Origin of the sequence: Nitrogeniibacter mangrovi (assembly GCF_010983895.1) — a bacterium.
GTDB classification, from domain to species: domain Bacteria; phylum Pseudomonadota; class Gammaproteobacteria; order Burkholderiales; family Rhodocyclaceae; genus Nitrogeniibacter; species Nitrogeniibacter mangrovi.
Genome location: NZ_CP048836.1, coordinates 2,779,577 through 2,805,659, shown reverse-complemented (window position 1 = coordinate 2,805,659; position 26,083 = coordinate 2,779,577). Strand labels below are relative to the sequence as shown.

Annotated in this window: 30 protein-coding genes; 15 read left to right on the top strand and 15 right to left on the bottom strand. The window is 68.9% G+C overall.

Features of this window, described 5'->3' with window-relative positions; all coding sequences use genetic code 11:
- Positions 1-218: 218 nt before the first annotated feature.
- Positions 219-863, top strand: coding sequence for a nitroreductase family protein (locus G3580_RS13025; protein ID WP_173766159.1), 645 nt, complete (start codon positions 219-221; stop codon positions 861-863).
- A complete protein-coding gene (locus G3580_RS13020; protein ID WP_173766157.1) occupies positions 860-1,753 on the top strand; it encodes a DMT family transporter in 894 nt (297 codons plus the stop codon). The genes G3580_RS13025 and G3580_RS13020 overlap by 4 nt, the downstream gene beginning before the upstream one ends.
- A 6-nt stretch (positions 1,754-1,759) precedes the next feature.
- Here the strand turns inward: G3580_RS13020 and G3580_RS13015 are convergent, their stop codons facing one another.
- Positions 1,760-2,665: a LysR family transcriptional regulator gene (locus G3580_RS13015; RefSeq protein ID WP_173766155.1), complete on the bottom strand. Its 906-nt coding sequence runs from the start codon at positions 2,663-2,665 to the stop codon at positions 1,760-1,762.
- 314 nt (positions 2,666-2,979) lie between these two features.
- On the opposite strand from G3580_RS13015, the gene G3580_RS13010 reads away from it, so the two are divergent.
- Together G3580_RS13010 and G3580_RS13005 are read left to right on the top strand one after the other, a co-directional pair.
- Entirely contained in the window at positions 2,980-3,615 is a 636-nt protein-coding gene (locus G3580_RS13010) for a class I SAM-dependent methyltransferase (RefSeq protein ID WP_217424492.1), read from the top strand.
- Between the two features lie 47 nt (positions 3,616-3,662).
- Positions 3,663-4,001, top strand: coding sequence for a zinc ribbon domain-containing protein YjdM (locus tag G3580_RS13005; RefSeq protein ID WP_173766151.1), 339 nt, complete (start codon positions 3,663-3,665; stop codon positions 3,999-4,001).
- Between the two features lie 136 nt (positions 4,002-4,137).
- On the opposite strand, the gene G3580_RS13000 is transcribed toward G3580_RS13005, so the two are convergent.
- The 3 genes from G3580_RS13000 to G3580_RS20270 form a co-directional block, all read right to left on the bottom strand.
- A complete protein-coding gene (locus tag G3580_RS13000; protein WP_217424491.1) occupies positions 4,138-4,821 on the bottom strand; it encodes a Spy/CpxP family protein refolding chaperone in 684 nt (227 codons plus the stop codon).
- A 118-nt stretch (positions 4,822-4,939) separates the two neighbouring features.
- The gene (locus G3580_RS12995) at positions 4,940-5,338 is read right to left on the bottom strand and encodes a c-type cytochrome (RefSeq protein ID WP_173766149.1); all 399 of its coding nucleotides are present in this window, start codon (positions 5,336-5,338) and stop codon (positions 4,940-4,942) included.
- Positions 5,339-5,340: 2 nt separating this feature from the next.
- Positions 5,341-5,472 carry a hypothetical protein gene (locus G3580_RS20270; protein ID WP_267313311.1) on the bottom strand — a complete coding sequence of 44 codons (132 nt, stop codon included), beginning with the start codon at positions 5,470-5,472 and terminating at the stop codon, positions 5,341-5,343.
- Between the two features lie 151 nt (positions 5,473-5,623).
- Between G3580_RS20270 and G3580_RS12990 the strand changes: the two genes are divergently transcribed.
- On the top strand, positions 5,624-6,307 hold the full coding sequence (locus G3580_RS12990) for a heavy metal response regulator transcription factor (RefSeq protein WP_173766147.1): 684 nt from the start codon (positions 5,624-5,626) through the stop codon (positions 6,305-6,307).
- Positions 6,308-6,322: 15 nt separating this feature from the next.
- On the opposite strand, the gene G3580_RS12985 is transcribed toward G3580_RS12990, so the two are convergent.
- Entirely contained in the window at positions 6,323-7,345 is a 1,023-nt protein-coding gene (locus G3580_RS12985; RefSeq protein WP_173766146.1) for a YeiH family protein, read from the bottom strand.
- A gap of 98 nt (positions 7,346-7,443) precedes the next feature.
- On the opposite strand from G3580_RS12985, the gene G3580_RS12980 reads away from it, so the two are divergent.
- The 7 genes from G3580_RS12980 to G3580_RS12950 all read left to right on the top strand — a co-directional run bounded on the left by G3580_RS12980 (position 7,444) and on the right by G3580_RS12950 (position 12,521).
- A complete protein-coding gene (locus tag G3580_RS12980; protein WP_173766144.1) occupies positions 7,444-8,343 on the top strand; it encodes a LysR substrate-binding domain-containing protein in 900 nt (299 codons plus the stop codon).
- A complete protein-coding gene (locus tag G3580_RS12975; protein WP_217424490.1) occupies positions 8,340-8,843 on the top strand; it encodes a GNAT family N-acetyltransferase in 504 nt (167 codons plus the stop codon). The genes G3580_RS12980 and G3580_RS12975 overlap by 4 nt, the downstream gene beginning before the upstream one ends.
- A gap of 70 nt (positions 8,844-8,913) precedes the next feature.
- Positions 8,914-9,531 (top strand): cytochrome b/b6 domain-containing protein, encoded by a 618-nt coding sequence (locus G3580_RS12970; RefSeq protein ID WP_217424489.1) that lies wholly within the window; start codon positions 8,914-8,916, stop codon positions 9,529-9,531.
- Between the two features lie 25 nt (positions 9,532-9,556).
- Positions 9,557-9,922, top strand: coding sequence for a DUF1924 domain-containing protein (locus G3580_RS12965; protein ID WP_228720659.1), 366 nt, complete (start codon positions 9,557-9,559; stop codon positions 9,920-9,922).
- Positions 9,919-10,479, top strand: coding sequence for a diheme cytochrome c (locus G3580_RS12960; RefSeq protein ID WP_173766140.1), 561 nt, complete (start codon positions 9,919-9,921; stop codon positions 10,477-10,479). Before G3580_RS12965 ends, G3580_RS12960 begins: the two co-directional genes overlap by 4 nt.
- A gap of 6 nt (positions 10,480-10,485) precedes the next feature.
- A complete protein-coding gene (locus G3580_RS12955; protein ID WP_173766137.1) occupies positions 10,486-11,151 on the top strand; it encodes a response regulator in 666 nt (221 codons plus the stop codon).
- Positions 11,151-12,521 carry an ATP-binding protein gene (locus G3580_RS12950; protein WP_173766136.1) on the top strand — a complete coding sequence of 457 codons (1,371 nt, stop codon included), beginning with the start codon at positions 11,151-11,153 and terminating at the stop codon, positions 12,519-12,521. Before G3580_RS12955 ends, G3580_RS12950 begins: the two co-directional genes overlap by 1 nt.
- 51 nt (positions 12,522-12,572) lie before the next feature.
- Here the strand turns inward: G3580_RS12950 and G3580_RS12945 are convergent, their stop codons facing one another.
- The 10 genes from G3580_RS12945 to G3580_RS12900 form a co-directional block, all read right to left on the bottom strand.
- Positions 12,573-13,016, bottom strand: coding sequence for a CBS domain-containing protein (locus G3580_RS12945; RefSeq protein ID WP_173766134.1), 444 nt, complete (start codon positions 13,014-13,016; stop codon positions 12,573-12,575).
- A gap of 179 nt (positions 13,017-13,195) precedes the next feature.
- Entirely contained in the window at positions 13,196-13,591 is a 396-nt protein-coding gene (locus G3580_RS12940; protein WP_173766132.1) for a putative zinc-binding protein, read from the bottom strand.
- A gap of 94 nt (positions 13,592-13,685) precedes the next feature.
- A complete protein-coding gene (panC, locus tag G3580_RS12935; RefSeq protein WP_173766130.1) occupies positions 13,686-14,513 on the bottom strand; it encodes a pantoate--beta-alanine ligase in 828 nt (275 codons plus the stop codon).
- 19 nt (positions 14,514-14,532) lie between these two features.
- Complete coding sequence (gene panB, locus G3580_RS12930) at positions 14,533-15,348, bottom strand: 3-methyl-2-oxobutanoate hydroxymethyltransferase (RefSeq protein ID WP_173766128.1); 816 nt, start codon at positions 15,346-15,348, stop codon at positions 14,533-14,535.
- A 99-nt stretch (positions 15,349-15,447) separates the two neighbouring features.
- Positions 15,448-16,086 carry a deoxynucleoside kinase gene (locus G3580_RS12925; protein WP_173766126.1) on the bottom strand — a complete coding sequence of 213 codons (639 nt, stop codon included), beginning with the start codon at positions 16,084-16,086 and terminating at the stop codon, positions 15,448-15,450.
- A gap of 50 nt (positions 16,087-16,136) precedes the next feature.
- Positions 16,137-16,640 (bottom strand): 2-amino-4-hydroxy-6-hydroxymethyldihydropteridine diphosphokinase, encoded by a 504-nt coding sequence (gene folK, locus G3580_RS12920; protein ID WP_173766124.1) that lies wholly within the window; start codon positions 16,638-16,640, stop codon positions 16,137-16,139.
- Positions 16,637-17,989 carry a polynucleotide adenylyltransferase PcnB gene (gene pcnB, locus G3580_RS12915; protein ID WP_173766122.1) on the bottom strand — a complete coding sequence of 451 codons (1,353 nt, stop codon included), beginning with the start codon at positions 17,987-17,989 and terminating at the stop codon, positions 16,637-16,639. The genes folK and pcnB overlap by 4 nt, the downstream gene beginning before the upstream one ends.
- A gap of 86 nt (positions 17,990-18,075) precedes the next feature.
- Entirely contained in the window at positions 18,076-18,741 is a 666-nt protein-coding gene (locus G3580_RS12910) for a histidinol-phosphatase (RefSeq protein ID WP_173766120.1), read from the bottom strand.
- Between the two features lie 12 nt (positions 18,742-18,753).
- Positions 18,754-19,413, bottom strand: a complete 660-nt coding sequence (gene hda / locus G3580_RS12905) for a DnaA regulatory inactivator Hda (protein WP_173766118.1) — start codon at positions 19,411-19,413, stop codon at positions 18,754-18,756.
- The gene (locus G3580_RS12900; protein ID WP_173766116.1) at positions 19,410-20,501 is read right to left on the bottom strand and encodes an AI-2E family transporter; all 1,092 of its coding nucleotides are present in this window, start codon (positions 20,499-20,501) and stop codon (positions 19,410-19,412) included. The genes hda and G3580_RS12900 overlap by 4 nt, the downstream gene beginning before the upstream one ends.
- A 138-nt stretch (positions 20,502-20,639) precedes the next feature.
- Here G3580_RS12900 and purM point away from each other — a divergent pair, with 138 nt between their 5' ends.
- The 3 genes from purM to G3580_RS12885 all read left to right on the top strand — a co-directional run bounded on the left by purM (position 20,640) and on the right by G3580_RS12885 (position 26,045).
- A complete protein-coding gene (purM, locus tag G3580_RS12895; RefSeq protein ID WP_173766114.1) occupies positions 20,640-21,680 on the top strand; it encodes a phosphoribosylformylglycinamidine cyclo-ligase in 1,041 nt (346 codons plus the stop codon).
- A 168-nt stretch (positions 21,681-21,848) separates the two neighbouring features.
- On the top strand, positions 21,849-22,934 hold the full coding sequence (locus G3580_RS12890) for an efflux RND transporter periplasmic adaptor subunit (RefSeq protein WP_173766112.1): 1,086 nt from the start codon (positions 21,849-21,851) through the stop codon (positions 22,932-22,934).
- Positions 22,935-22,946: 12 nt separating this feature from the next.
- A complete protein-coding gene (locus G3580_RS12885) occupies positions 22,947-26,045 on the top strand; it encodes an efflux RND transporter permease subunit (protein ID WP_173766110.1) in 3,099 nt (1,032 codons plus the stop codon).
- Positions 26,046-26,083: the final 38 nt, after the last annotated feature.

Here is a 26,083-nt window from a genome sequence, read left to right as displayed (position 1 = left end):
TGTGTCTACGGCGTTCGACGTCACGACTTGAACGCATCGGAAGGGCGCCGGCGACCCTTGTGGGGTTCCGTTGAAGTCGGGTTGATTGATTAATAATCATGAACAGTCATGTTCTTCTTTGCATGATTATGTTTTCTCCGTGTCACGTTAGGCTGCGCATCATGCCGTGGGATTTGTCGCCCCCGGTTCCGCATTCCGATCCGACAAGGAGCATGCTCATGAACGCCCCCGAACCGAGACACCCCGATCACCGGCACCCATCGCGAGAGGCGGCGCACCCGGTGGCGTCCATCTTCCTCCGGCGCTGGTCACCGCGCGCGTTCGACGCCTCGTCCCTGCCGGCGTCCGACCTGCACATCCTCCTCGAAGCGGCGCGCTGGGCACCATCTGCCTACAACATCCAGCCCTGGCGTTTCATCCACGCCCGGCGCGAGGACGGCTGTTGGGCGCGCTGGCTCGGTCTGCTCGACCCGTTCAACGCGGCCTGGGCGCGGCATGCCTCGGCGCTGGTGTTCCTGGTGTCCGACCGCCTGATGCCGGCCCGTGACGACGGTCCCCGCCAGCCGTCGTCGACCCATCGCTTCGATGCCGGGGCGGCCTGGGCCCAGCTGGCGCTGCAGGCGACGGCCCTGGGCTATCAGGCCCATGCCATGGCCGGCATCGACGTGGCGGCGGTGCGCGCTGCGCTCGAGGTGCCTGCCCACTACCAGGTCGAGATCGCCATTGCCATCGGCCGGCCCGCGTCGCCGCGCATGCTGTCGCCCGAACTGCGCGCGCGCGAGGTGCCCAGCGGCCGCCTGCCGCTCGAGCAGATCGCCTTTGCCGGTCGTTTCGGTGCGCCGGATTCGGGGGCCTCGTCATGACGCCGTCGATGTTGCTGCTGCTGACGGGCACCCTGATCGGCCTGAACTTTCCCCTCGGCAAGCTGGCCGGGCAGGCGGGGGTGTCGCCGGTGCTGTGGGCGCTGACCATCTCCTTCGGCGCCGCCTCGGCTCTGCTGCCTTTCCTGCTGTGGCGCGGGCAGTTGCGCTGGCCGTCGCCGCGGGTGATGCGTTACACCGTGATCTCGGCGCTCATCTCCTTCGTCGGCCCCAACCTGCTGCTGCTGACGGTCATCGCGCATGCCGGGGCCGGTTATACCGGGCTGATGTTCGCGCTCTCACCGGTGTTCACGGTGCTGTTCGCGGCCCTGTGCCGGCTCAGGCCCCCGGGCGGGCTGGGCCTGGCGGGGATTGTGGTGGGCCTGGCCGGGGCGGTGGTGGTGAGCCTCACGCGCGGCGCCGATCCGGCGGGGCCGGGGCTGGGCTGGCTGCTGGCGGCCCTGCTGATTCCGGTCGCGCTGGCGGCGGGGAACGTCTATCGCACCATCGACTGGCCGGCGGACACCCCCGCGAACGTGCTCGCCTTCTGGGGGCATGCGTTCGCCAGCCTGGTCTTTGTCGGGCTGCTGCTGACGACGCGCGGCGGCGTGCCGGTGGCCGAGCTGGCGCCGGTCGGAGGCGTGGCGCTGGTGCAGATGGCGGTGGCGGGGCTGACCTTTCCGGTCTTCTTCCGCCTGCAGCAGCGGGGCGGGCCGGTGCTGCTCAGCCAGATCGGCTACGTGGCCGCAGCGGTGGGGATGATCGCCGCCACGGTGTTCCTGGGCGAGCGCTATGCGCCGCCGACCTGGATCGGCGCCGGCATCATCGTCGCCGGCATCGGCCTGACCGTGCTGGCCCAGCGGCGGGCACATGCGGTGCCGCGGCGCGCCTGACCGCCCTCAGCGGTCCCAGTGGGGCGGGTCCTGGATCTGCCCGGCCATGAAGTCGACGAAGGCGCGGATCTTGGGCGAGAGATGCTTGCGCTGCGGATAGACCGCGTAGATCGACACCTCGCGCGCGGTGTACTCGGTCAGCACGGCCTGGAGCCGCCTGGCGCGCAAGTCGGCGCCGACCACGAAGGTCGGGACCAGCGTCACCCCGGCGCCGGCGAGGGCGGCCTCGCGCAGGGCGAGGCTGTTGTTCATGCGCATGGATCGCGCGAGCGCCACCTTGCGGTAGCTGCCGTCCGGGGCGACGAAGCGCCATTCGTCCGGCGAGGCGTGGTAGCGGAACACCAGGGCCGGATGACCGGCCAGCTCTTCCGGCGTCCGTGGCACACCGTGGCGGGCGAAGTGCTCGGGCGTGCCGCATACCACGTGTCGGCAGGGGCTGAGGCGGCGCGCCACCAGCGACGAGTCGGGCAACTCGCCGACGCGGATGGCCACATCGAAGCCTGCGTCGACCAGGTCCACCCGACGGTCGTCGAGCTCCATGTCCACGGTCAGTTCGGGGTAACGGGCCTGGAACGCAGGCAGGTGCGGCGCGATGTGCAGAATGCCGAAGGACATGGGGCTGTTGATGCGCAGCTCGCCGCGCGGCTCGCCCTGCAGGCGCGACACCTCCGCCTCCGCGTCCTCGATCTCCTGCAGACCGCGCCGGCTGCGCTCGAAGAACGCGCGTCCGACCTCGGTGAGGCTCAGGCGCCGGGTGGTGCGGCTGAGCAGGCGGGCGCCGAGCCGGTCTTCGAGCCGGGTCACGTACTTGCTCACCACCGACTTGGAGATGCCGAGCTTGTCGGCGGCGGCGGTGAAGCTGCCGCTATTGACCACCTGGACGAACACGGCGATGTCGTTGAGGGCGTCCATGGGGGCTCCATTGGGTTCTATGCGCGAACAATCATAGTCTGCCAGGCTGGATTATCAACCGCCCGTGCATCTCTACCGTGAGGCCACCTTCACGCGCGACGGAGCGATGCTCATGAAGACGCGACCGCAGGCTCATTGAGAGCAGCCCTGGCACACCGACCGGCGCGCGCGGACGGGCACGCCGATCGTCGAACTGGCGTATCTTGGGGCGCTCTGACGGACCGGGTGTAGGAATGCACCTTCATCGGCCGATTGCCCGGCCGCTTCACTGGCGCACTCGGACGCACCCGCGTCCGCTCCTCGGGAGAACGACCGTGTTTCGACCTTCCTGGTTCTGGGACCGCATGGCGGTGCGGTACGCGCGCATGCCGATTGCCGACCCGGCGGCCTACGAGACCAAGCTGGAGAAGACCCGGGCCTATCTGCGGCCCGACAGCCGCGTGCTGGAGTTCGGTTGCGGCACCGGCTCCACCGCGCTCGTCCTTGCGCCGCGGGTGGCGCAGGTGCATGCGATCGACACCTCGGCGGCGATGCTCGCGATTGCGCGCGAGAAGGTGCAGGCGGCGGGGATCGACAACCTGAGCTTCGAGCACACCACACTCACGGATCTGGACAGCCCGGCGGGCCGCTGGGACGTCATCCTGGGCATGAACGTCCTGCATCTGCTGCCGAACCGGCGCGACACCCTGGCACGGGCGCATGCGCTGTTGAAGCCGGGGGGCGTGTTCATCTCCAGCACCCTCTGCGCCGCCGATGCGCCACTCGGCCTGCGCCTGCTGGCACCGCTTGTTCGCGCGCTGCCGCTGCTGCCGCGCATCTCGAGCCTGCGCCTGGAGGGGCTGACAGCGGAGCTGGTCGCGGCCGGCTTCGAGATCGAAGCGCAGTGGCGGCCCGCGCGCCACAAGGCGGCCTTCGTGGTGGCGCGCAAGCCGGGTCGCCTTGACGCCTGATTTATGGCATTGTTCGGCCTTGATTGTATTTTGCTATCGAGGATGCCGTGAGCACGCTGCCCAACTGCCCCAGCTGTGGTTCCGAATACACCTATGAAGACGGTGCCATGTACGTGTGTCCCGAGTGCGCACACGAATGGTCGAAGGACGCCGCGCCGGCCGCGGACGACACCCTGGTGGTGAAGGATGCCAACGGCAATCTGCTCGCCGATGGTGACGACGTGGTGGTGGTCAAGGATCTCAAGGTGAAAGGGGCTTCGCAGCCCCTCAAGGTGGGCACCAAGGTCAAGGGCATCCGCCTGGTCGAGGGGGATCACAACATCGACTGCAAGATCCCTGGCTTCGGCGGCATGAAGCTCAAGTCGGAGTTCGTGAAGAAGGCCTGAGGCGGGCCCGTGGCGCCCCGGCGTCGCGCCCGACCCGCCGGTGTGGCACTGGCCGGCGGCGGTGTTGTCGCCTACGAGGCGGCATGCTGCGTCAACCGCGCGGCTACCGCCCTCGTGAGCCCGGTTCAATAACGCGCTATTTCTGCTTCCCGCTCAGCACCGCGTCGATCTTCTGGCGCGCCTCGATCATCGACTGGAACATGGCGCGCTGGATCTCGCCGATGTGCTTGTAGGCCTCGGCGATCGCGGCCTGGTCCGGTTTGCCGCTCTGGTACAGGTCACGCAACTTGGCCTGCTCGTCCATCATGGCCCCCATCATCGACCAGTGCTGCTTGCGCACATCGTCCTGAATGGCGTTGATGGCCTTGCGCTGGTCGGCGGACAACGCCGGGCCGTAATAGCCGCCCATCATCCCGGGGCCATAACCGCCCATCATTCCGGGGCCGTAGCCACCCATCATCCCGGGGCCATAACCGCCCATCATTCCCGGGCCGTAGCCGCCCATCATTCCGGGGCCGTAGCCACCCATCATCCCGGGGCCGTAGCCACCCATCATCCCGGGGCCGTAGCCACCCATCATCCCGGGGCCGTAGCCGCCCATCATGCCGGGGCCGTAGCCGCCCATCATCCCGGGGCCATAGCCGCCCGTCGTCCCGGGGCCGGAACCACCCATCATCCCGGGACCGTAGCCACCCATCATCCCGGGGCCGTACTGCGCCGGGCTACGGGTATCGTCTGCCAATGCGTGTCCGGCGCCGGTCGCGAGTGCGAGGGCGACGAGGCATGCGCCGATGCTGCGTTTTGCCGTGATCATCGACATGATGCTCTCCTGGTTCTCCGGGGCGCGCTGGCGCCCTTTGGTTACGATAGACGAGGCGATTCTCGTCTGCCTGTGTTTTTCGTGCCGTACGCAAGGGCCGTGGTGCGTGTCGCGCCTCTCACTCGATGCCGGCGTGTCGCTGGCGCATGCGGATGTAGGCGGTGATGTGACCGACGTCGTCCGGCGTCAGGCCGGGTACCGGCGGCATGTCGCCAAAGGGCCAGTGATGGGCCTGCGCGCCGTGTGCCACCGCCATCTGGAAGGCCGGATCGGCATGATGGCCGGGCCGGTAGATCGGGTTGAGCATCGGCGGGCCCTGATGCGTGCCTGTCAGGTCGGCTCCATGGCATTTGGCGCAGTTCTTGTCGTAGAGCGTCTTGCCCACGATGAGGCGGGGCTTGAAGCCGGGCGACGGGGTCGGGATCGACATGTCGGCGTGGGCGGTCATGGCCACCAGGGCCAGGATCAGGGCAGCGAATCGAAGCATGATGACGGGATCGGTCCGGGGTTCGTTCATGATCAGCGCCGATGCCGTCCCGCCCCCGGGGGCGGGGCCGAGCAGCAGGGCAGGGTCGGGGCCTTGGCATGGGCCTCGGCGTTGGCCTTCATCCAGGCGCGCAAAGCGGCGACGAGTCGTGCGAAGCGTGACATGGCGGGTGTCCTTATGACGTTCATCCACAGTGTCTTGCGTGTGGACCGACACAAAGCTGACGCCGACGTTACATCTTTGTAATCTTGGCGATGCCGTGGCGGAAGGCTGGCACACTGGGGGCCATGTGAAGGGAAAACGCCGGGTGGCCTCATGAAGGTGCTGATTGTCGAAGACGAACCGAAGACGGGGGATTACCTGCGCCAGGGCCTGAGCGAGGCCGGATTCGTCACCGAACTGGCGCGTACCGGCACCGACGGCCTGCACCTGGCGCTGACCGGCGATCACGATCTCATGGTGTTCGACGTGATGCTGCCGGGGCTCGACGGCTGGCACCTGCTCGAAGCCGTGCGCCACGCTGGCAAGGACACCCCGGTGCTGTTCCTGACCGCCCGCGACCAGGTGGAGGACCGGGTGCGGGGACTGGAACTGGGCGCGGACGACTACCTGGTCAAGCCCTTCGCCTTCGCCGAACTGCTCGCCCGGGTGCGCACCTTGCTGCGCCGTGGCCGCAGCGGCACCGAGCCGACCACCCTGGCGGCCGCCGACCTGGAACTGGATCTGCTGCGCCGCCGGGTCACCCGGTCGGGCAAGCGCGTCGATCTGACCGCCAAGGAGTTTTCACTGCTCGAACTGCTCTTGCGCCGGCAGGGCGAGGTGCTGCCCCGTTCCTTGATCGCCTCGCAGGTGTGGGACATGAACTTCGACAGCGATACCAACGTGATCGAAGTGGCGGTGCGCCGGCTGCGCAGCAAGGTGGACGAGCCGTTCCAGCCGCGCCTGATTCATACCGTGCGGGGCATGGGCTACGTGCTGGAAGTGCCGGAAGGGGAGTGAGCCTGCGTCGCCCCTTCAGCCCAGCAGCCACCAGTTGATCGCACCGCCCGCCAGCACCAGGTAGATGAACAGCAGGGCGGCCAGCCGCAGCGGGGCGAGTCCGGCCCGGCGCATGGCCGCGAGCGTGGTGGACAGGCCCAGACCGGCCATGGCGGCGGTCAGCAGCCAGATCCCGAGCTGGCGCAGACCGGCGAGCACCGGCTCGGGTACCACCTGCAGCGAGTTGACGCCGGCCAGGGCGAGGAAGGCGAGCGCGAACCAGGGCACGGTGATGCGCCGCTCGCCGTCGGTGCCGCGGCCTTCCAGCCAGGAGAGCGTCAGCAGGAAGGGCACCAGCAGCATCACCCGGATCATCTTCACGATCACCGCCGTGCCGGCGACCTCGCCCCCCAGCCCCTTGCCGATGGCCACCACCTGGGCGACCTCGTGCACGGTGGCGCCGACGAATACGCCGAAGATGGGGTGGGTGGCCGGCAGGGCGTGGTAGAGCAGGGGGTCGACCAGCATCGACAGGGTGCCGAAGATCACCACCGTGGCCACCGCCGCCGCGGTCTTGTCGCTGTCGCTGCGCAGCACCGGCACGGCGGCCACCACCGCAGCCGCGCCACAGATGGCGCTGCCGGCGCAGGTGAGCCACACCAGATGCCGGTCCATGCGCAGCACCCGGGTGCCTACCAGATAGCCCAGCGCGAGCGTGGAGGCCACCATGAACAGGTCCACCGTCAGCCCGGCACCGCCGACCCGGACCACTTGCTGGACGCTCAGGTTGAGGCCGTAGAGGGCGACGCCGGCGCGCAGGAACCCCCGTTGCGCCACGCTCATGCCGGCGGCCAGCGATGTCAGGTGATGCTGGCGCAGCAGGTTGCCGACCAGGGCTCCGAGCACGATCGCGAGCGTCAGCGCACTGGCACCGTAACGGGCCAGGTGGCCGGCGCGGGCCAGCCAGGTCGCGACGAGCGCCAGCGCGACGACAAGGGCGAGGCCGGGCAGATGGCGGGCATGCGTGGCAACGGGGGCGGCGTGGAGCGTGAGCTTCATGGCGGCATGTGGGTCAGGTCAAAGACGTGGCCGATAGTAGAATCCGCGCATATAATCCGTAAAACTGATATTGATGATGATGTAAATCAGCCCGGCTTATGAAGATCACGCTTCGGCAGATGGAAGTGTTCGCCGCCATCGCACGGCATGGGCAGGTGACCCGCGCGGCCGACGAGGTGGCGCTGACCCAGGCCGCCGCCAGCATGGCGCTGGCGGATCTCGAGCGTCAGCTCGACGTACGCCTGTTCGACCGGGTGGGCCGGCGGCTGCACCTGTCCCAGATCGGTCGGGCGCTGTTGCCGCAGGTGCTCGGCGTGCTCGACCGGGCGCGCGAGATCGAGTCCCTCGGGGTGGGGGTCGATGCTGCACCCAGTCTGGCCCTGGGCGCCAGCATGACCATCGGTAACTACCTGTTGCCGCCGCTGCTGGCGGAACTGCGCCGGCGCCATCCGGCCGCCGAGGTGCGCCTGGGCATCCACAACAGCGCCACCATCGAGGCCGATCTGCTCGCGTTCCGCATCGATCTGGGCTTCGTCGAAGGGGGCGTGATCTCCCCCCGGTTGCGAGCCGTGCCCTGGCGTCAGGACAAGCTGTGCGTGTTCGCGGCGCCGGACCATCCCCTGGCGGCCACGGGCACGCTCGACCCGGGCGCCGCGCGCACCGCCGAGTGGGTGTTGCGCGAGCCCGGCTCCGGCACCCGGGCCGTGTTCGAACGGGCCTTTGCCGGCTTGTCGGCGGTGCCCCGGGTCGTGCTCGAGTTCGCGCAGCCCGAAGCCATCCGCCAGGCGGTACGCGCCGGCGCCGGCCTCGGCTGCCTGCCCGAGGTGACCCTCGCCGACGCGTTCGAGGGAGGCTGGCTGGTGCCGCTGGCGACCCCCTTCTTCGATCTGACGCGGGTATTGAAGGTGGTGCGCCATCAGGACAAGTACCTCAGCGCCGGCTTGCGCACCATGCTCGGCCTGTGCGGGATCGAGCCGGCCGAAGGCGTGCCCGGATGACATCGCGCCGCCCCGGGCTGATGGCGACGGTGGACCTGCGCCGTGCTCACGACGATGACCTGCCGGTGCTGTGGGCGCTGTTCCAGGCCGCCGTGCACCGTCTGACCTCGGCGCATTACACGGCGGCGCAGCAGGTGGCCTGGGCGCCCGCGGGCGCGCCGCCGGCGGCCTGGCTGGCGCGGGTGCGGGCGAACGCGCCGTGGGTGGCCCGGCGGTCCGAGACCATCGTCGGTTTCGCCGACCTGCAGGCGGACGGCCGGGTGGACATGTTCTTCGTGGCGCCCGAGGCGGCCGGCACCGGTGTGGGGCGGGCCTTGATGCAGCGGCTGATCGCGCAGGCGAACGACCGCGGACTGGTCGCCATGCACGCCGATGTGAGCCTGACCGCCGAGCCGTTCTTCCGGCACTTCGGTTTCCGCGTCATCGCCCGGCACACCGTGATCCGGCGCGGAGTGTCCCTGCGCAACGCGCGCATGGCGCTGTCGCTCGGCACGTCATGAGCATGCCGTCTTAAGACTTCCCTAAGCTTCGCGGTTCAAAGTGGCGCCCATCCTGTTCAAGGAGGGCATCATGAAGATGACACAAGCAACGCCGGTAAAGGTTTTCGACCCCTTGCTCCGGCTCACTCACTGGTGGATCGTCCTGTCCATCGTTTCCCTCATCGCGACCAGTCAGCTGGCCGAACTGTTCGAGGACGGCGGTGGCGACACCGTGTTCTGGCAGTGGCACATCGTCAGCGGCTACGCGCTGGCCGCCGGCCTGACGGTGCGGGTGCTGTGGGGCCTGATCGGCCCCGTCTCGGCACGCTGGAAGGATCTGTGGCATCCGTCCGCGTGGGCGGGGCTCGCGTCGCTGCGCTGGCCACGGGCCCGACGCGGTCACGACGCCATGGCCTCGCTCGCCTTCATCGGCTTCTACCTCATCGTCGCGCTGATGGTGGCGACCGGCCTCGGCCTGGCCGCGACCGAGTTCCAGACCGGCCCGCTCAACGCCCTGTTCGGCGGCATGCGTCAGCTCGAGGATCTGTTCAAGGAGCCTCACGAGGCCGGTTTCACCCTGATCCTGCTGTTCATCGGCTTGCATCTGGGGGCGCTGGCGTTCCATCACTGGCGTGGCGAGCGCGTGGCGCAGGCCATGGTCACCGGTCGCCAGTATCTCGATCAGGACGGGGAGATCTCCCATGGTTAAGCGATGGATGTTGTGCGGCTGGCTGATGGGCCTGGGCCTGGCGGCCCAGGCCGACGAGGCGGCGAGCTTGCGCGATGCGTATGCCGCCCGCGCCGGGGTGTCGGCGGCGACGCTGATCCCAGAGGGCGAACAGCTCTTCCGTGCCGGCGGCACCGGCGAGCGTCACTGCACCGCGTGCCATACCGACGACCCCACGCAGGATGGCAAGACCCGCGTGGGCAAGCGGATCGCGCCCATGGCGCCGGCAGCCAACCCGGCGCGATTCACCGATCCGGCCAAGGTGGAGAAGTGGTTCGGACGCAACTGCAAGGACGTGCTTGCGCGCGCTTGCAGCGACCGGGAAAAGGCAGCCGTGATCGCATGGCTGATGAGTTTGGAGACGCGAAAATGAACATGACGACAAAAGGTGCGCTCGTGGTGGGCGCGGTGGCGGTGCTTTCGTTCGGACTCTTCGACTGGCCGCAGGCGCGGGCGGACGAGGAGTCGTGGTTCGGGCGCGGGGCGAGCACACGGGATGCCGTGTGGGCGACCGAGTGCGGCGCCTGTCATGTGCCGTATCCACCCCAGTTGCTGCCAACGGCCTCCTGGGAGCGCGTCATGGATGGACTGTCCAGTCACTTCGGCGAAAACGCGGAGCTGCCGGCGGATACCACGGCGCACATCCGGCGCTATCTGGCGGCGCATGCCGCGGATGCGCGGGGCATGCGCTGGCGCTATGATGGCGGCGATGACAAAGACCGCACCCGCACCCGCACCAGCGCAACGGCCAGCCGCTTCGAGATGCCCATGCGCATCACCGAGACGCGCTGGTTCATCCGTGCCCACCATGAAGTCGGCTCCGAGGTGTGGTCCCGGCCGGCGGTGGGCTCCGCCGCCAACTGCGGTGCCTGTCACCAGGGGGCCGCTGAAGGCATCTTCGACGAGCATCGGGTGCGGATCCCGCGCTGAGGCACCATGCGGCTGCTGATCGTCGAGGACGACCCTCTGCTCGGTGACGGGTTGTGCGCTGGTCTGCGCGAGGCGGGTTTCGTGGTCGACTGGGTGCGCGATGGCCCGGCGGCGGAGGCGGCCCTGGCCGGGGGCGGGTTTGCCGCCGTCGTGCTCGACCTCGGCCTGCCCCGGCTCGACGGCCGCGAGGTGCTGGCGCGCCGCCGTGCCGCGGCAGACGTGACCCCGGTGCTCGTGCTCACCGCGCGCGATCAGGTGCGTGACAAGGTCGAGGCGCTCAACCTGGGGGCCGACGATTATCTGGTCAAGCCCTTCGACCTGGATGAGCTGACGGCACGGTTGCGGGCGTTGCTGCGCCGCGCCGGTGGCCAGGCGCGGGACATCCTGCAGGCGGGCGAGGTGGCGCTGGATCCGGCCGCGCGCAGCGTGACCCGCGGCGGCGTGCCGGTGACCCTGACCGGGCGCGAGTTCGACGTGCTCGAACTGCTGATGCGCCAGCGCGGCCGGGTGGTGACCCGGCGCCAGATCGAGGACCAGCTGTACAGCTGGGGCGACGAGGTCGAGAGCAACGTGCTCGAGGTGCACATCCACCATCTGCGCAAGAAGCTCGGCAGCGGCTTCATCCGCACGGTGCGTGGTGTGGGCTACACCCTCGGTGAGGGCGACACCTGATGCGCCGGATCTACTCGCTGCGTCAGCGCCTCGTCCTCATCCTGGTCGTGGTGGTCGGCATCCTCTGGGCCGGGGCGGCCTGGCTGGCGTTTCGCACGGCACACCACGAGGCCGACGAGATGTTCGATGCGCAACTGGTGCAGGTGGCCGAAACGCTGCTTGCGCTGGTGTCGGTCGGCGAGTCGGAAGAGGTGGCGCACGACATGGAAGCGCATGCCATGCGCTACGAACTGCCGTTGCGGTACCAGGTGTGGATTCGGGAGAACGGTGGCGAGCGCCTGGTGCTGCGTTCGCCCAGTGCGCCCACCGACCCCATGATCACCCATGCCGGCTTCGTGGAACGGCGCGTGGATCACGCGATGTGGCGATTCCTGGGGGTGACGGACCACGACGGCGATCTGTTCGTGGTGGTGGGGCAGGATCATGCGGCGCGCGACAACGTGGCCACCGAGATGGCGCTGCACCTGCTCATGCCCATGGGCATCGGCCTGCCGCTGATGGCGCTGGCCGTGTGGTGGGTGGTCGGCCGGGCGATGCGGCCGCTGGACCGGACTGCACAGGCCGTGGCGGCCATGTCGCCGGAGACCCTGGCGCCGGTGGCGGGGCTCCAGCATACGCCACGCGAGATCCTGCCCCTGATCGAGGCCATCGACCGGCTGACCGGCCGCGTCGAGGCGGCGCTCGAGAATGAGCGCCGCTTCACCTCCGATGCGGCGCACGAGTTGCGCACCCCGCTGGCGGCGCTCAAGGTGCAGGCGCAGGTGGCGGCCCGCACGGCCGACCCCCAGGCGCGCGAGCGTGCACTCGGGCAGGTGCTTGCGGCCGTCGATCGCATGGGCCACCTGGTCGAGCAGTTGCTGACCCTGGCGCGGCTGGAGCCGGGGGCCGCCGAGCAGGGCTTCGGCGCGGTCGATCTGGCGGCAGTCGCCGAAACGGTGTGCGCGCGGATGGTGCCGCAAGCCGATGCACGCCAGCAGACGCTCGACCTGGACGCCGTGCCGGCCTGGGTGTCGGGCAATGCGGTCTGGCTCGAGGTGTTGGCGCGCAACCTGGTGGACAACGCGTTGCGCTATACGCCGCACGGGGGCCGGGTGACGGTCCATGTGGGACGCGAGGGGCAGCAGATCTGCCTGCGGGTGGCCGACAGCGGTCCGGGGCTGTCCGCGGACGAGTCGGAACGGCTGCGCGGGCGCTTCTCGCGTGGGGAGGTGCAGGACGTCGAGGGCGTCGGTCTGGGCTTGTCGATCATCGAACGGGTGGCCCAGCTGCATGGGGGCACGCTGGCGTTCGGACCGGGGCTGGCGCGCGACGATGGCCATGGCCTCGCGGTGACGGTGTGCCTGCCCGAAGGCGGGCAACCGGCGTCGTAAACGCAAGCAACCCGCCACAGGGGCGGGTTGCGGGTCGTCCGCCGGCCGGCCTCAGGCGGTGATGTCGCCGGCGATGTAGCTCGACAGCTGATGGATGGTCGCCTCGTGTTCGGCGATGACGGCCTTGACCACGTCGCCGATGGTGACGATGCCGCACAGGCGGTCGTCCTTGAGCACCGGCAGGTGGCGGAAGCGGTGTTGCGTCATGATGTTCATGACTTCGTCGGTGGAGCAATCGGGCGTGATCGTCGAGACGTTCGTGGTCATCAACTCACCGATGGTGGCGTCACGAGAGGACAGGCCCTTGATGGCCACCTTGCGTGCATAGTCGCGCTCCGTGAAGATCCCCACCAAACGCCCGTCCTTGAGCACCAGCACACCGCCCACGTCATGCTTGGCCATCAGTTCGAGGGCATCCATCACCGTCGCTTCGGGCGTGACCGAAATCGTGCCCGAACCTTTGTGATCAAGAATCTGCTGAACTGTCGTACTCATACGAACCTCTCCCTCCGGAATCCGTGTTCGATTCTCGGCGCCCTGCGGCGCCGCGTCTGTTGCAAGGCGTGGGGCACGGCATCTGCGATGGAAACCCTGCACCCACGGGCCTAGCTTCTTACGAACCGGGCAAACACGCAAGCATCTTGCGACGAAATCATGCGTCGGGAATGGCCCGTTCAGTGCATCTCGGCCACTTGTGTCAGGGCTTCGATGCGGTCCACGAGCTGCTCGGCCAGGGCCTCGGCCTCGTCGAGGGAAAAATCCCGACGGAACTGCTTGCGCGCGCCCAGGCGCGTGAGCACGACGTGCGCATCCGCCTCGACCGACTGATTCGCCAGGCAGCGTCGCGCGCACGCGTGATGGCAGCCATCGATGACGAGCACCGGCCGGCTGCCCGCCGCCTCGGCGACCATGTGCGGCAGGCCTGCCGCGACGCCGCTCAGGCAGCCCATCTGGGCCAGTCCGGCGCGGTCGAGCTTGAGGGCGAGATAGTTCGACATCTGGCCGGCGCTGGCGCAACCAGCGCAGGCGTAGACGAGGGGTCGGTCGGTAAGTACGGCACGAAGATACATGAGGTGGCCCGGTCCATCCGGAATGAGTACGGCCTCATGCTGCGCCGGGTCCGCCACAGGCTTGCTGACCCAGATCAAAAGTGCGTCAGGCGAGTCAGATTTCGAGGTTGTCGATCAGACGGGTGGTGCCCAGCCGGGCGGCGCCCAGCACCACCAGCGCCTCCTCGGGGCCGCCCGGCTCCTGCAGATCGGCGCGGCGGCGCACGGCGACATAGTCGGGCTGCCAGTTGTGGGTCGCCAGTTCGGTCATGGCGGCGCGCTCGAGCTTTTCATAGTCGTGGTCGCCGGCGTGCACCGCCTCGCGGATGCGGCGCAGGCAGCGGACCAGACGCACCGCCTCGGCGCGCTCGGTTGCCGACAGGTAACGGTTGCGGCTCGACAGGGCCAGGCCGTCCTCGGCGCGCACCGTCTCGCCCGGCAGCACTTCCACCGGCAGGGCGAGTTGCTCGACCATGTTGCGCAGCACCATGAGCTGCTGGTAGTCCTTCTTGCCGAACAGGGCCACATCGGGCTGCACGATGTTGAGCAGCTTGAGCACCACGGTGGCCACGCCGCGGAAATGTCCCGGCCGGAAGGCGCCTTCGAGCACCGTCACCTGGGCGCCGTCGGGCTCCACGTGGTAGTTCTGGCGCTTCGGATACATGACCGTCTCGTCCGGCGCGAACAGGTGCTGCACGCCGGCCGCCTCGAGCTTTTCGCAGTCGGCCTGGAGGGTGCGCGGGTATTTGTCGAAGTCCTCGCTTGGGCCGAACTGGAGCCGGTTCACGAAGATGCTGGCGATGACCGCGTCGGCGCGCTCGCCGGCCTGGCGCATGAGGGTGATGTGACCCTCGTGCAGGTTGCCCATGGTGGGCACGAAGGCGACGCGGCCGGCGGCACGGCGGGCCTCGCGCAGGCTCTCGATGGTGGTATGAATCTGCATGGGGTATCCGGGTCGATGATCAGTAGCAGTGTTCCGCAGCCGGGAACGTACGGTTGCGCACCGCCTCGACATAGCGGCTCACCGCCTCGTCGATGCTCGCCGCGCCTTCCATGAAGTTCTTGACGAAACGCGCCTTGTGGCCGGGGAACACGCCGATGAGGTCGTGCAGCACCAGCACCTGGCCGTCGCAGTCGGCGCCGGCGCCGATGCCGATGGTGGCCATGGTGCTCAGGCTGCGGGTGATTTCGCCGGCCACGTCGGCCGGCACCATCTCCATGACGACCAGGGCGGCGCCGGCCTGCTCCAGTGCCAGGGCGTCGGCCTTGAGCTCGGTCGCGCCGGCCTCGGTGCGCCCCTGCACCCGGTAGCCGCCGAGTTGGTTGACCGACTGGGGCGTCAGGCCGATGTGCGCGCACACCGGCACCCCGCGCTCGACGAGGAAGCGGACCGTCTCGGCCATGTGCGCGCCGCCTTCGAGCTTGACCATCTGGGCGCCCGCGGCCATCAGGCGGGCGGCGTTGCGCATGGCCTGCTCGGGGCTTTCCTGATAACTGCCGAAGGGCATGTCGGTGACGACGAAGGGCCGGTTGCAGCCGCGCACCACGCATTCGGTGTGATAGGCCATGTGCTCGAGGGTGACCGGCAAGGTGGTCTTCTGTCCCTGGAGCACGTTGCCGAGCGAATCACCCACCAGCACCACGTCCACGCCGCAGCGCTCGAGCAGCGCCGCGAAGCTGGCGTCGTAGCCGGTGACCATCGCGATCTTCTCGCCCTCGGCACGCATCTTCGCCAAGGTGGTGAGCGTGATCGGCTTGTTGTCCTGCAGATAACTCATGCGAATCTCCCTCTCTCGGCGCGCAGTAAACCGCAGGCCGGCGCGGGACACAAGCGGCAGGGCCGTGTGCCGGGCGCGGGCGGGGTGCGCGGCCGTCTCTCAGGCGTAGCCGAAGAACTCCCGGAAGCTGCGCATCGCGCGCAGGCGATCGAGCAGCAGGTCGAAGTCGTCGGCATGGTCCACCGGGTTGAGCACCTCCGCATCGACGATGAACAGCGGCGAGGCCTCGTACTGGTAGAAGAACTGGGCGTAGCGCTCGGCCACGCGTTCCAGGTAGTGGGCGGTGATATGGCGTTCGGCCTCCACCCCGCGCTTGCCGATGCGCTCGATGAGCGTGTCGGGTTTGGCTTGCAGGTAGATGACCAGATCCGGCTTCGGCGTCGGCTTGGGCACCACCATGTCGAAGGTGCGCTGATAGAGCCGGAACTCCTCGGGATCGAGGTTGAGCTGGGCGAACAGCGGATCCTTGTCGAGGATGAAGTCCGACACCACGCGGCGCCCGGCCACGTCTCCGGCCTGATAGCGTCCCAGCTGGTCGACGCGCTGGTACAGGAAGGCCAGCTGCGTGGGCAGCGCCCAGCGCGTCATGTCGGAATAGAAGCGCGGCAAGAAGGGGTTGAGTTCGGGCTGCTCGAGCAGCAGTTCGGCCTCCAGCCGGGCGGAAAGCCGCCGGGCGAGCGAGGTCTTGCCGGCCCCGATGGGCCCTTCGACGACGATGTACTTGGCTTTGTCGAGCATGTTTCTCAGTGGTCGGACCTGCTGACGGAAAGCATCACAGGCCGGCCCGGTCAGGTCAACTCGGAAAGGGGTTCGATGGCCTGGTCGGCCACCGCGGGGAGCAGGTCGGCCACCCGTCCGGCGCCGGGGATCTCCAGCTCCGGCGCCAGCTCGGCCAGCGGCACGAGGACGAAGGCGCGCAGGTGCATGCGCGGGTGCGGCACATGGAGGTGGGGACGATCGATGCGCGCGTCCCCGTACAGCAGCAGGTCCAGATCGAGGGTGCGGGGCGCCATGGGATAGGCACGATGGCGGCCATGGTCGGCCTCGATGCGCATCATGGCCGTCAGCAGGGACTCCGCCGACAGGGGGGTGCGCACCTGTGCCACCGCATTGACGTAGTCGGGCTGGCCGGTGACGCCGACCGGGGCGCTCCGATACAGGCGTGAGCACGCCACGAGGGTGGTGTCCGGCAGGGCCTCGAGGGCGGTGCAGGCCGCGTGCAGCGCGGCGACCGCGTCGCCCAGGTTGGCGCCCAGTCCGATGAAGGCCGTCACCGGCCGCGGCGCGTTCATTCGCCCGACGCGTTGGCGCCCGAACCCTCGCCACCCGGCCGACGCTTGCGCCGTCGCCGGCGCTTGCGGCCGCTGCCTTCGGTCGGCGCGGTCAGCATGCCCTCGCGCTGGTTGCCGCCGGCATGGGCGAAGGTGTCCCACCAGTCGACCAGGGCCATGTCGATCTCGCCCGACAGGGCGCGCAGGCGCAGGAAATCCCAGCCGGCGCGGTAGCGCGGTTGCTCGAGCAGGCGGAACGGCGCCTTGCCGGCGCGCTTCTCAAAGCGCGGCTGCAGGGCCCAGATGTCCTTGATGTCGCCGGCGATGCGACGGGTGATGGCGAGCTTTTCGCCCTGGGTGGCAAGCACCTCGTCCATGGCGGCGAACAGGGCCGGGTGGGCGTGTTCGTCCCTGGCCTTGCGCGCTTCCCAGGCGACCAGGACCTCGTGCCACAGCAGGGTGGCGAACAGGAAGCCCGGCGAGACCGGCTTGCCTTCGCTCACGCGCTCGTCGGTGTTCTCCAGCGACAGCCACACGAAGCGCTCGCCCATGGGCTGCTCGAGGATCACGTCGAGCAGCGGCAGCAGGCCATGATGGAGGCCTTCCTCGCGCAGCTGCGTGAGGCATTTGACCGCGTGGCCCGAGAGCAGCAGCTTGAGCATCTCGTCGAACAGGCGCGCCGCCGGCACGTTGTCCATGAGCTCGGCCATCTCGCGGATCGGCCGGCGGGCGGCCGGGTCGATGGCCAGGCCGAGCTTGGCGGCCAGGCGCACCGCGCGCAGCATGCGCACCGGGTCCTCGCGGTAGCGCACCTTCGGGTCGCCGATCATGCGCAGGGTCTTCTGCTGCAGGTCGGCGACGCCGTGGTGGTAATCGATGATGTTCTGGGTGGTCGGGTCGTAGTACAGGGCGTTGACGGTGAAGTCGCGGCGCAGCGCGTCCTCTTCCTGGCTGCCGTACTCGTTGTCGCGCAGGATGCGGCCGTGCTCGTCCTTTTCGGCGTCCTCGGCGTCGATCATCGCGCGGAAGGTGGACACCTCGATCATCTCGCCGCCGATCATCACGTGCACGATCTTGAAGCGCCGCCCGATGATGCGCGCGCGGCGGAACAGCTGACGGACCTCTTCGGGCGTGGCGCTGGTGGCGACGTCGAAATCCTTGGGGGTCTGGCCGGCGAGCAGATCGCGCACCGCGCCGCCGACCACGAAGGCCTGGAAGCCGGCTTCCTGAAGCACCGTGCATACCTTGCGCCCGGCATAGGAGACCTCTTCGGGCGCAATGCCGTGGGTCTGGACCGGAATCAGGGCCGGGGCGTTGTCGCCGTCGGGTGCGGCGCGGCGAAAGACCTTGCGCAGCAGTTTGCGGATCATCGAAGCCTGGGTTCGGGGTGGATCAAGCCCGCGATGATACCGCAGAGCATGCCTGGCAGCCTATGCCCGTGACGGTTTGGCCGCGCTCAGCCATGCAGGCTGATCACCTGCCAGCCGTGCAGCCGGGCATGTTCGCGCAGGGTGTCGTCGGGATCGACCGCCACCGGCTCGCCCACCCGGGCCATGAGCGGGATGTCGTTGTGCGAATCGCTGTAGAAGCGGGTGGACTCGAAGCTGCCCAGGTACAGGCCCATGGATTCGAGCCAGGCCTCGACGCGCTCGATCTTGCCCGCCTTGAAGGCCGGCATGCCGCGCGGCTTGCCGGTGAAGCGGCCGTTTTCCTGGGCGGGGATGGTCGCCACCAGGTGGGGGATGCCGAATTCGCGCACGATGGGGCCGGTCACGAAGCTGTTGGTGGCGGTGACCACGGCCGCCACGGTATTGGCGTCGCGGTGCTGGGCCACCAGCGCGCGGGCGGCGTCGGTGATGATCGGGCGGATGGCGATGTCCATGAACTCCTGATGCCAGCGATCGAGCTGGGCGCGTTCGTGGCGCGCCAGCGGCGCGAGCTGGAAGTCGAGGAACTCGAAGATGTCCAGGGTGCCGGCCTTGTACTGCTCGTAGAACTGGAGGTTGCGCGATTCATACACCTCGCGGTCGAGCACCCCCTTGCCGATGAGGAACTGGGCCCAGGCGAAGTCCGAGTCGCCGGCCAGCAGGGTGTTGTCGAGATCGAAGAGAACGAGCTTCATGGCCTTTCCGTGTCAGATGTCGAGCCCGGTGCGCATCAGATCGCGCAGCAGGGGCAGGGTGATGGCGCGCTTGTGTTCCAGCGAGGCGCGGTCGAGGGCGTCGAGGGTGTGCAGCATGGAGGGCATGTCGCGGCGGCCGTGGCGCATCAGGTAGCCGATCACGTCCCCGTCGAGGCGCAGCCCGCGCTGGGTCGCCAGTGTGCTCAGGATAGCCGAACGCGCGGCATCGGTGAGCGGCTGGATCTCGAAGGCCAGGCACTGGCCGATGCGGGTGCGCAGGTCCTCGCGCAGTTTGAGCTCGCGCGGCGGCGCATCGCCCGCCAGCAGCAGCGTCTGTCCCTGCGCCGCGGCCCGGTTGAAGGCGTTGAACACTGCGATGGCGGCCGCATCGTCCAGGTGCTCGATGTCGTCGATGGCCAGGATGCGGTGCGCGGGCAGGGGCTCGGCCACCTCGGCGGCGCCCAGGTAACCGGTGTCGGCCGCCTCGGCGGCCACCGCCCGCAGCAGGTGGCTCTTGCCGGTGGCAGGCTGGCCCCACAGGTACAGATGGCCGGTGGGCTCACCGCGCACCAGCGCGTCGAGCGCGGCCAGCAGCGGGCGGTTGTCGCCGATGAAGTAGTTGCCCAGGCGCGGCGGGGCGTCGAGCCGGATATCGAGGACCAGTTGTTTCATGCCGCGTCGTCGTCGTGCGCCGCGTCGCCCAGATAGACATGGCTGGCGAAATAGGCGCCACGCAGCTCGCGCAGGGCCACCAGCAGGGCCGCGCTTGCGGGCAACGCCACCATCACGCCGACGAAGCCGAACAGCTGGCCGAAGGCCATCAGCGCGAAGATGACCACCAGCGGATGCAGGCCGATGCGGTCGCCCACGATGTAGGGCGTGAGCAGGAAGCTTTCGATGAGCTGGCCGAGCGAATAGACCACCGCCACGCCGATGATCGGCGGCCAGCCCTGCGCCTGCAGTACGGCCGAGAGCAGCGCCAGCACCAGACCGGCGGTGAAGCCCACGAAGGGCACGAACACCAGCAGGCCGGTGATCACGCCCACCGGCAGGGCGAACTTGAGCCCGGCCAGCCACAGGCCGATGCTGTAGAAGATCGCCAGCAGCAGCATCACCGACAGCTGCCCGCGCAGGAATTCGCTCATGACCCGGTCGATGTCGCCGAGGATGCGCATCGAGCGATCCACCATCGGGCGCGGGATGATGCGGCGCAGCCCTTCGGTGATGTGCGGCCATTCCTGCAGCAGGTAGAACATCACCATGGGGATGAGCAGCAGGTTGGCGAAGAAGCCGATCACCGCCGCGCCGCCGGTGCCCGCCTTCTTGAGCAGGCCGGGCAGCAGATCCTGCGCCGAGCTCCAGTTTTCGGTCACCCACTGGCGGATGGAGCCGGCGTCCAGCTGCAGGTTGACGTCCATGTGCGCCTTGAGCCGCGGCAGCACGGTGGTGTTGATCATCTCCACCAGATCGGGCAGGCGCGCGATCAGGGCCACCGCTTCGCGATACACCGTGGGCACGAGGATGAGCAGCAGCAACAGCAGGGCGAGGCCGAGCACGGCGATGACGATCAGCACCGCCGCCGCGCGCGGCAGCCGGCGCGCCACCAGCCAGGTGACCATCGGATCGCAGATGTAGGCCAGCACCGCGGCCACCGCGAAGGGGGCGAGGATGGGCGAGAGCAGCCACAGCAGCACCAGCACGGCGAGGCCGACACCGGCCCACACGGCCGTTTGCATCCGGCGGTCACGGAAGGAGGTCATTCGATGTAAAATGCGGGGCTTGATTTCGGGAGCGGATCATCGGCGCAAACGCCGCTGGCACGCAAGCCCCGACACTGTAGTCGCAAGCTGCGACAGGCTCAAGCACACGGCCATGCCGTTGCCATTGACTCACGAGGTATGCCCTTGACTTCCCTGACTTATCGCGACGCCGGTGTGGATATCGTGGCCGGCGATGCGCTCGTCGACCGCATCAAACCCCTGGCCAAACGGACCCTGCGCCCCGAGGTGCTGGGCAACATCGGCGGTTTCGGTGCGCTGTTCGAACTGACCGGCAAGTACAAGGAGCCGGTGCTGGTCTCCGGCACCGACGGCGTGGGCACCAAGCTCAAGCTCGCCTTCCAGCTCGACAAACACGACACGGTGGGCCAGGACCTGGTGGCCATGAGCGTGAACGACATCCTCGTGCAGGGCGCCGAGCCGCTGTTCTTCCTCGACTACTTCGCCTGCGGCAAGCTCGACGTGGACACCGCCGCCGACGTGGTCAAGGGCATCGCCACCGGCTGCGAGCTGGCCGGCTGCGCCCTCATCGGCGGCGAGACCGCCGAGATGCCGGGCATGTATCCGGCGGGCGAATACGACCTGGCCGGCTTCGCCGTCGGCGCGGTGGAAAAATCGCAGATCATCACCGGCCAGCGCATCGGTGCCGGCGACGTGGTGCTGGGTCTGGCCTCCAGTGGCGCCCATTCGAACGGCTACTCGCTGATCCGCAAGGTGATCGAGCTGACCGCCCCCGACCTGGACGCCGACTTCCACGGCCGGCCGCTGCGCGACGTGGTGCTCGAGCCCACGCGCATCTACGTGAAGCCGCTGCTGGCACTCATGCAGGCCCATCCGGGCATGGTCAAGGGCATGGCCCACATCACAGGTGGCGGCCTGCTCGAGAACGTGCCGCGGGTGATCCCCGACGGGCTCACCGCCGAGCTGCGCGCCGACGCCTGGGAGATGCCGCCGCTGTTCCGGTGGCTGCAGGAAGCGGGCAATATCGACGCCCAGGAGATGTACCGCACCTTCAACTGCGGCATCGGCATGTGCGTGGTGGTGAGCGCCGCCGACGCGACGGCGGCGGCCGCGGCGCTGCGCGCATCGGGGGAGACGGTGTTCGAACTGGGGCACGTTCGTGCACAGGCCGACGGCGAAGCGCCGACGCTTGTGCTCTGATGGCCGACAGACGCGCCGGACGACAGGAAACACCCCGGTTCGCCCGGGGTTTTCTTTGCCTGAGGGCACTTCGTCGGCGGCGCGGCGGTCACATGGCGTAGTCGTGCATGTGGCGAAAAACACAGGGTCGATGACCCGACGAGAACAACAGCGGAGACCGTGGCGTCGATGAAGAGCAAGTGGGTGGTCGTGATCAGTGTCATCGCGCTGGTGCTGGCCGGCGGCTGGATCTACCGGAACCAGCACGGCGCGACCGCGCCGGCCGGTACCTCGGCGCCGGCCGGCGCGGCCGCGAGCCGGGCCACCCTGGTGGAGGCGGCCGTGGTGGGCCGGCGTGACCTGGCCGACGAGGTGACCGCGGTCGGCACGCTGCGCTCGGCCGAATCGGTCATGCTGCGCCCCGAGCTGGCCGGGCGCATCGCCCGCATCGCCTTCGACGAAGGGCGTCCGGTGCACAAGGGCGCGGTGCTGGTGCAACTGGACGACGCCGTCCAGCAGGCCGAGCATGCGCGCGCCCGCGCGGCGTTGGGCCTGGCGCAGGCCAACTACAAGCGTACCCAGGATCTGTTCGGCCGCAAGTACGTGAGCCGCAGCGCGCTCGACGAGGCGGCGGCCAACCTGCGGGTGGCCGAGGCCGAGGCCCGGGTCACCGAGGCGCGCCTGCATCGCATGGCCGTGCGCGCACCCTTCGACGGTATCGTCGGCATCCGCAACGTGAGCGTGGGCGACTACGTGAAGGAGGGCGAGGATCTGGTCAATCTCGAGGACATCGAGACCCTCAAGGTGGATTTTCGCATCCCCGAGCGCTACCTGGCCGAGCTCCGGCTGGGGCAGACCGTGACCCTCACCGCCGATGCGCTGGCGGAGCGCGCGTTCGAATCCCGAGTCATCGCCATCGACCCGCTGGTCGAGGCGCAGGACCGGGCGGTGCTGCTGCGCGCCGAGCTCGACAATCGTGGCCACGCGCTGCGCCCGGGCATGTTCGCCCGCGTGCGCCTGCGCCTGGCCGAGCGCCCCGACGTGCTGGTGATCCCCGAGCAGGCGGTGATGTCCACCCCCGAGGGCACGCAGGTGTTCCGTGTCCGGGACGGCGTCGCGCGCAGCACGCCGGTGCGTCTCGGCGCGCGGCGCGGCACCTGGGTGGAGGTGGCCGAGGGGCTGGCCGAGGGCGACACCGTGGTGACCGCCGGTCAGATCAAGATCCGCGACGGCGCGGCGGTGACGGTGGCCGCCCCCGACGTGGCCGCGAACTAGGCACGCCACGCCATGGTGCTCTCCGACATCTGCGTGCGCCGCCCGGTGTTCGCCACCGTGCTGTCGCTGATGCTGATCCTCGTCGGCCTGATGTCCTACACCCGGCTGACGGTGCGTGAATATCCCAAGATCGAGGAGCCGGTGGTCTCGGTGCGCACCAACTACACCGGCGCCAGCCCCGAGATCATCGAGTCGCAGGTCACCAAGCCGCTGGAGGATTCGCTCGCCGGCATCGAAGGGGTGGACGTGATCACCTCGATCAGCCGCCAGGAGTCGAGCCGCATCACCATCCGCTTCCGCCTCGACCGCGACCCCGACAGCGCCGCCGCCGACGTGCGTGACCGGGTCTCGCGGGTGCGACGCAAACTCCCGGACGATGTGGACGATCCGGTCATCTCCAAGGTGGAAGCCGACGCCAGCCCCATCATCTACCTGGCCTTTTCCTCCGATCGCCATTCGGCGCTGGAGGTGACCGACGTGGCCACGCGCATCGTCAAGCCGCGCCTGCAGACGCTGCCCGGCGCCGCCGACGTGGGCGTGTATGGCGACCGGGTGTACGCCATGCGCATCTGGCTCGACCGCCATCGGCTGGCCGGCTACGGCCTCACGGTGCAGGACGTGGAAGCCGCGCTGCGGGCGCAGAACGTGGAGGTGCCGGCCGGGCTCATCGAGAGCCGCTCGCGCGAATTCACCGTGGTGGCGCGCACTGATCTGACCAGCAAGGCCCAGTTCGAGAACGTGGTGGTGCGCCCGCCGACCTCGGCCGACGGCTACCCGGTGCGCATCCGCGACGTGGCCGATGTGCAGGTGGCCGCCGCCTCCGAACGTTCGGAGGCGCGCTTCAAGGGCAAGCCGGCGGTGGCCCTCGGGCTGATCAAGCAGGCCACCGCCAATCCGCTCGATCTGGCCAAGGCGCTGCGCGCGGAGCTGCCGCGCATCGAGAAGGACCTGCCCGAGGGCATGACCGTGCAGATCGCCAACGACTACACGGTGTTCATCGACCGCTCCATCGACGCGGTGTTCAAGACCATCGGCGAGGCCATCATCCTCGTGGCGATCATCATCTTCTTCTTCCTGCGCAACTGGCGCGCGGTACTGGTGCCCCTGGTGACCATCCCGGTCTCGCTCATCGGCGCCTTCACCATCATGCTGGTGCTCGGGTTCTCCATCAACACGCTCACGCTGCTGGCGCTGGTGCTCGCGGTGGGCCTGGTGGTGGACGACGCCATCGTGATGCTGGAGAACGTGCACCGCCACCTGGAGATGGGCAAGTCGCGCCTGCAGGCAGCGCGCGACGGGGCCAAGGAGATCGGCTTCGCCGTCGTCGCCATGACCCTCACCCTGGCGGCGGTATATGCCCCCATGGCGTTCATGACCGGGCGCACCGGCAAGCTGTTCATCGAGTTCGCGCTCACCCTGGCCGGCGCGGTGATCGTCTCCGGCTTCGTGGCGCTCACGCTCTCGCCCATGATGTGCTCCAAGCTGCTGCGCCACGAAACGCGCCACGGCCGGCTGTACAACCTCATCGAAGGGTTCCTGAACGGCATGATCGAGGGTTACCACCGGGTGCTGCAGGCCGCGCTGCGGGCGCGCTGGGTGGTGATCCTCATGTTCCTCGCGGTGGCCGGCTCCGCCCTGTGGCTCCTCACCCAGCTCAAATCGGAGCTGGCGCCCACCGAGGATCGCGGCTTCATCATCGGCGTCTATAACGGCCCCGAGGGCGCCACCATCGACTACATGGACCGCTACGCGCGCCAGATCGAGGCGCTCTACGCCAAGAACCCGAACATCGAGCGCTACTTCGTCATCACCGGCCGCACCAACCCCAACTCGGGCATCTCCTTCGCGGGCCTGCCCGACTGGCGCACCCGCAGCGTCAGTTCCATCGAGGTGGCGCGCGAACTGCGCCCGGGCTTCTTCGCCATTCCCGGCGTGCGCGCCTTCCCGGTGACGCCGCCGTCGCTGGGCCAGCGTGCCAGCTCCCAGCCCATCAGCTTCGTCATCCTCAGCTCCGCCAGTTACCGGGAGATGGCCGGGGTGGCCGACCGCATGGTCTCCGAGATCGAGAAGATCCCCGGTTTCACCGCCGTGGACGTGGACCTCAAGCTCACCAAGCCGGAGGTGTCGGTGCAGGTCGATCGCGACAAGGCCACCGACGCCGGGGTGCCGGTCGAGACCATCGGCCGCACCCTGGAGACCATGCTCGGCGGCCGTCAGGTGACCCGCTTCAAGCGCGATGCCGAGCAGTACGACGTGATCGTGCAGATGAGCCCGGCGGACCGGTCCAACCCCAGCGACATCACCGGCATCTACGTGCGCAGCGCCGACGGCCAGATGTTGCCGCTCGACAGCCTGGTGAAGGTGGACGAGACCGTCGCCCCGCGCGAGCTCAACCACTTCGGCCAGCGCCGCGCCGTGACCATCAGTGCCAGCCTGGGCCCCGAACTGGCCATGGGCGACGCCGTCGCCCGGCTCGAGGCCATCGCCGCGCGCGTGCTGCCGCCCGGCTACGCGGTGGACTACGACGGCCAGACCCGCGAGTTCAAGCTCAGCTCGGGCAACCTGCAGCTGGTGTTCGCCATGGCCATCGTGTTCATCTACCTGGTGCTCTCGGCCCAGTTCGAAAGCTTCCGCGCGCCCTTCGTGATCATGCTCACCGTGCCCCTGTCCATGGCCGGCGCGCTCGCCGCGCTGTGGCTCACCGGCGGCACCCTCAACGTCTACAGCCAGATCGGCCTGGTGACCCTGGTCGGCCTCATCACCCGCCACGGCATCCTCATCGTCGAGTTCGCCAACCAGCTGCGCGACCGTGGCGAGACCCTGAAGGAAGCCATCGTCGAAGCCTCGGTGCTGCGCCTGCGCCCCATCCTCATGACCACGGCGGCCACCATCCTCGGCGCCATCCCGCTGGCCCTGGCCGCCGGCGCCGGTGCCGAGAGCCGCCAGCAGATCGGCTGGGTGATCGTCGGCGGGCTGCTGCTGGGCACGTTCTTCACCCTGTTCGTGGTGCCGGCGGTCTACACCCTGGTGGCGCCGCGCGACGGGGTGCCGGAAGGCGAGGCGAGCACGCAGGCCGGGCACGCCGCGCACCCAGCCGGGGGCCGCTCGTAGGACCGGATGGGTCCGCTCTGAGCAGACCGCTCGGGCGG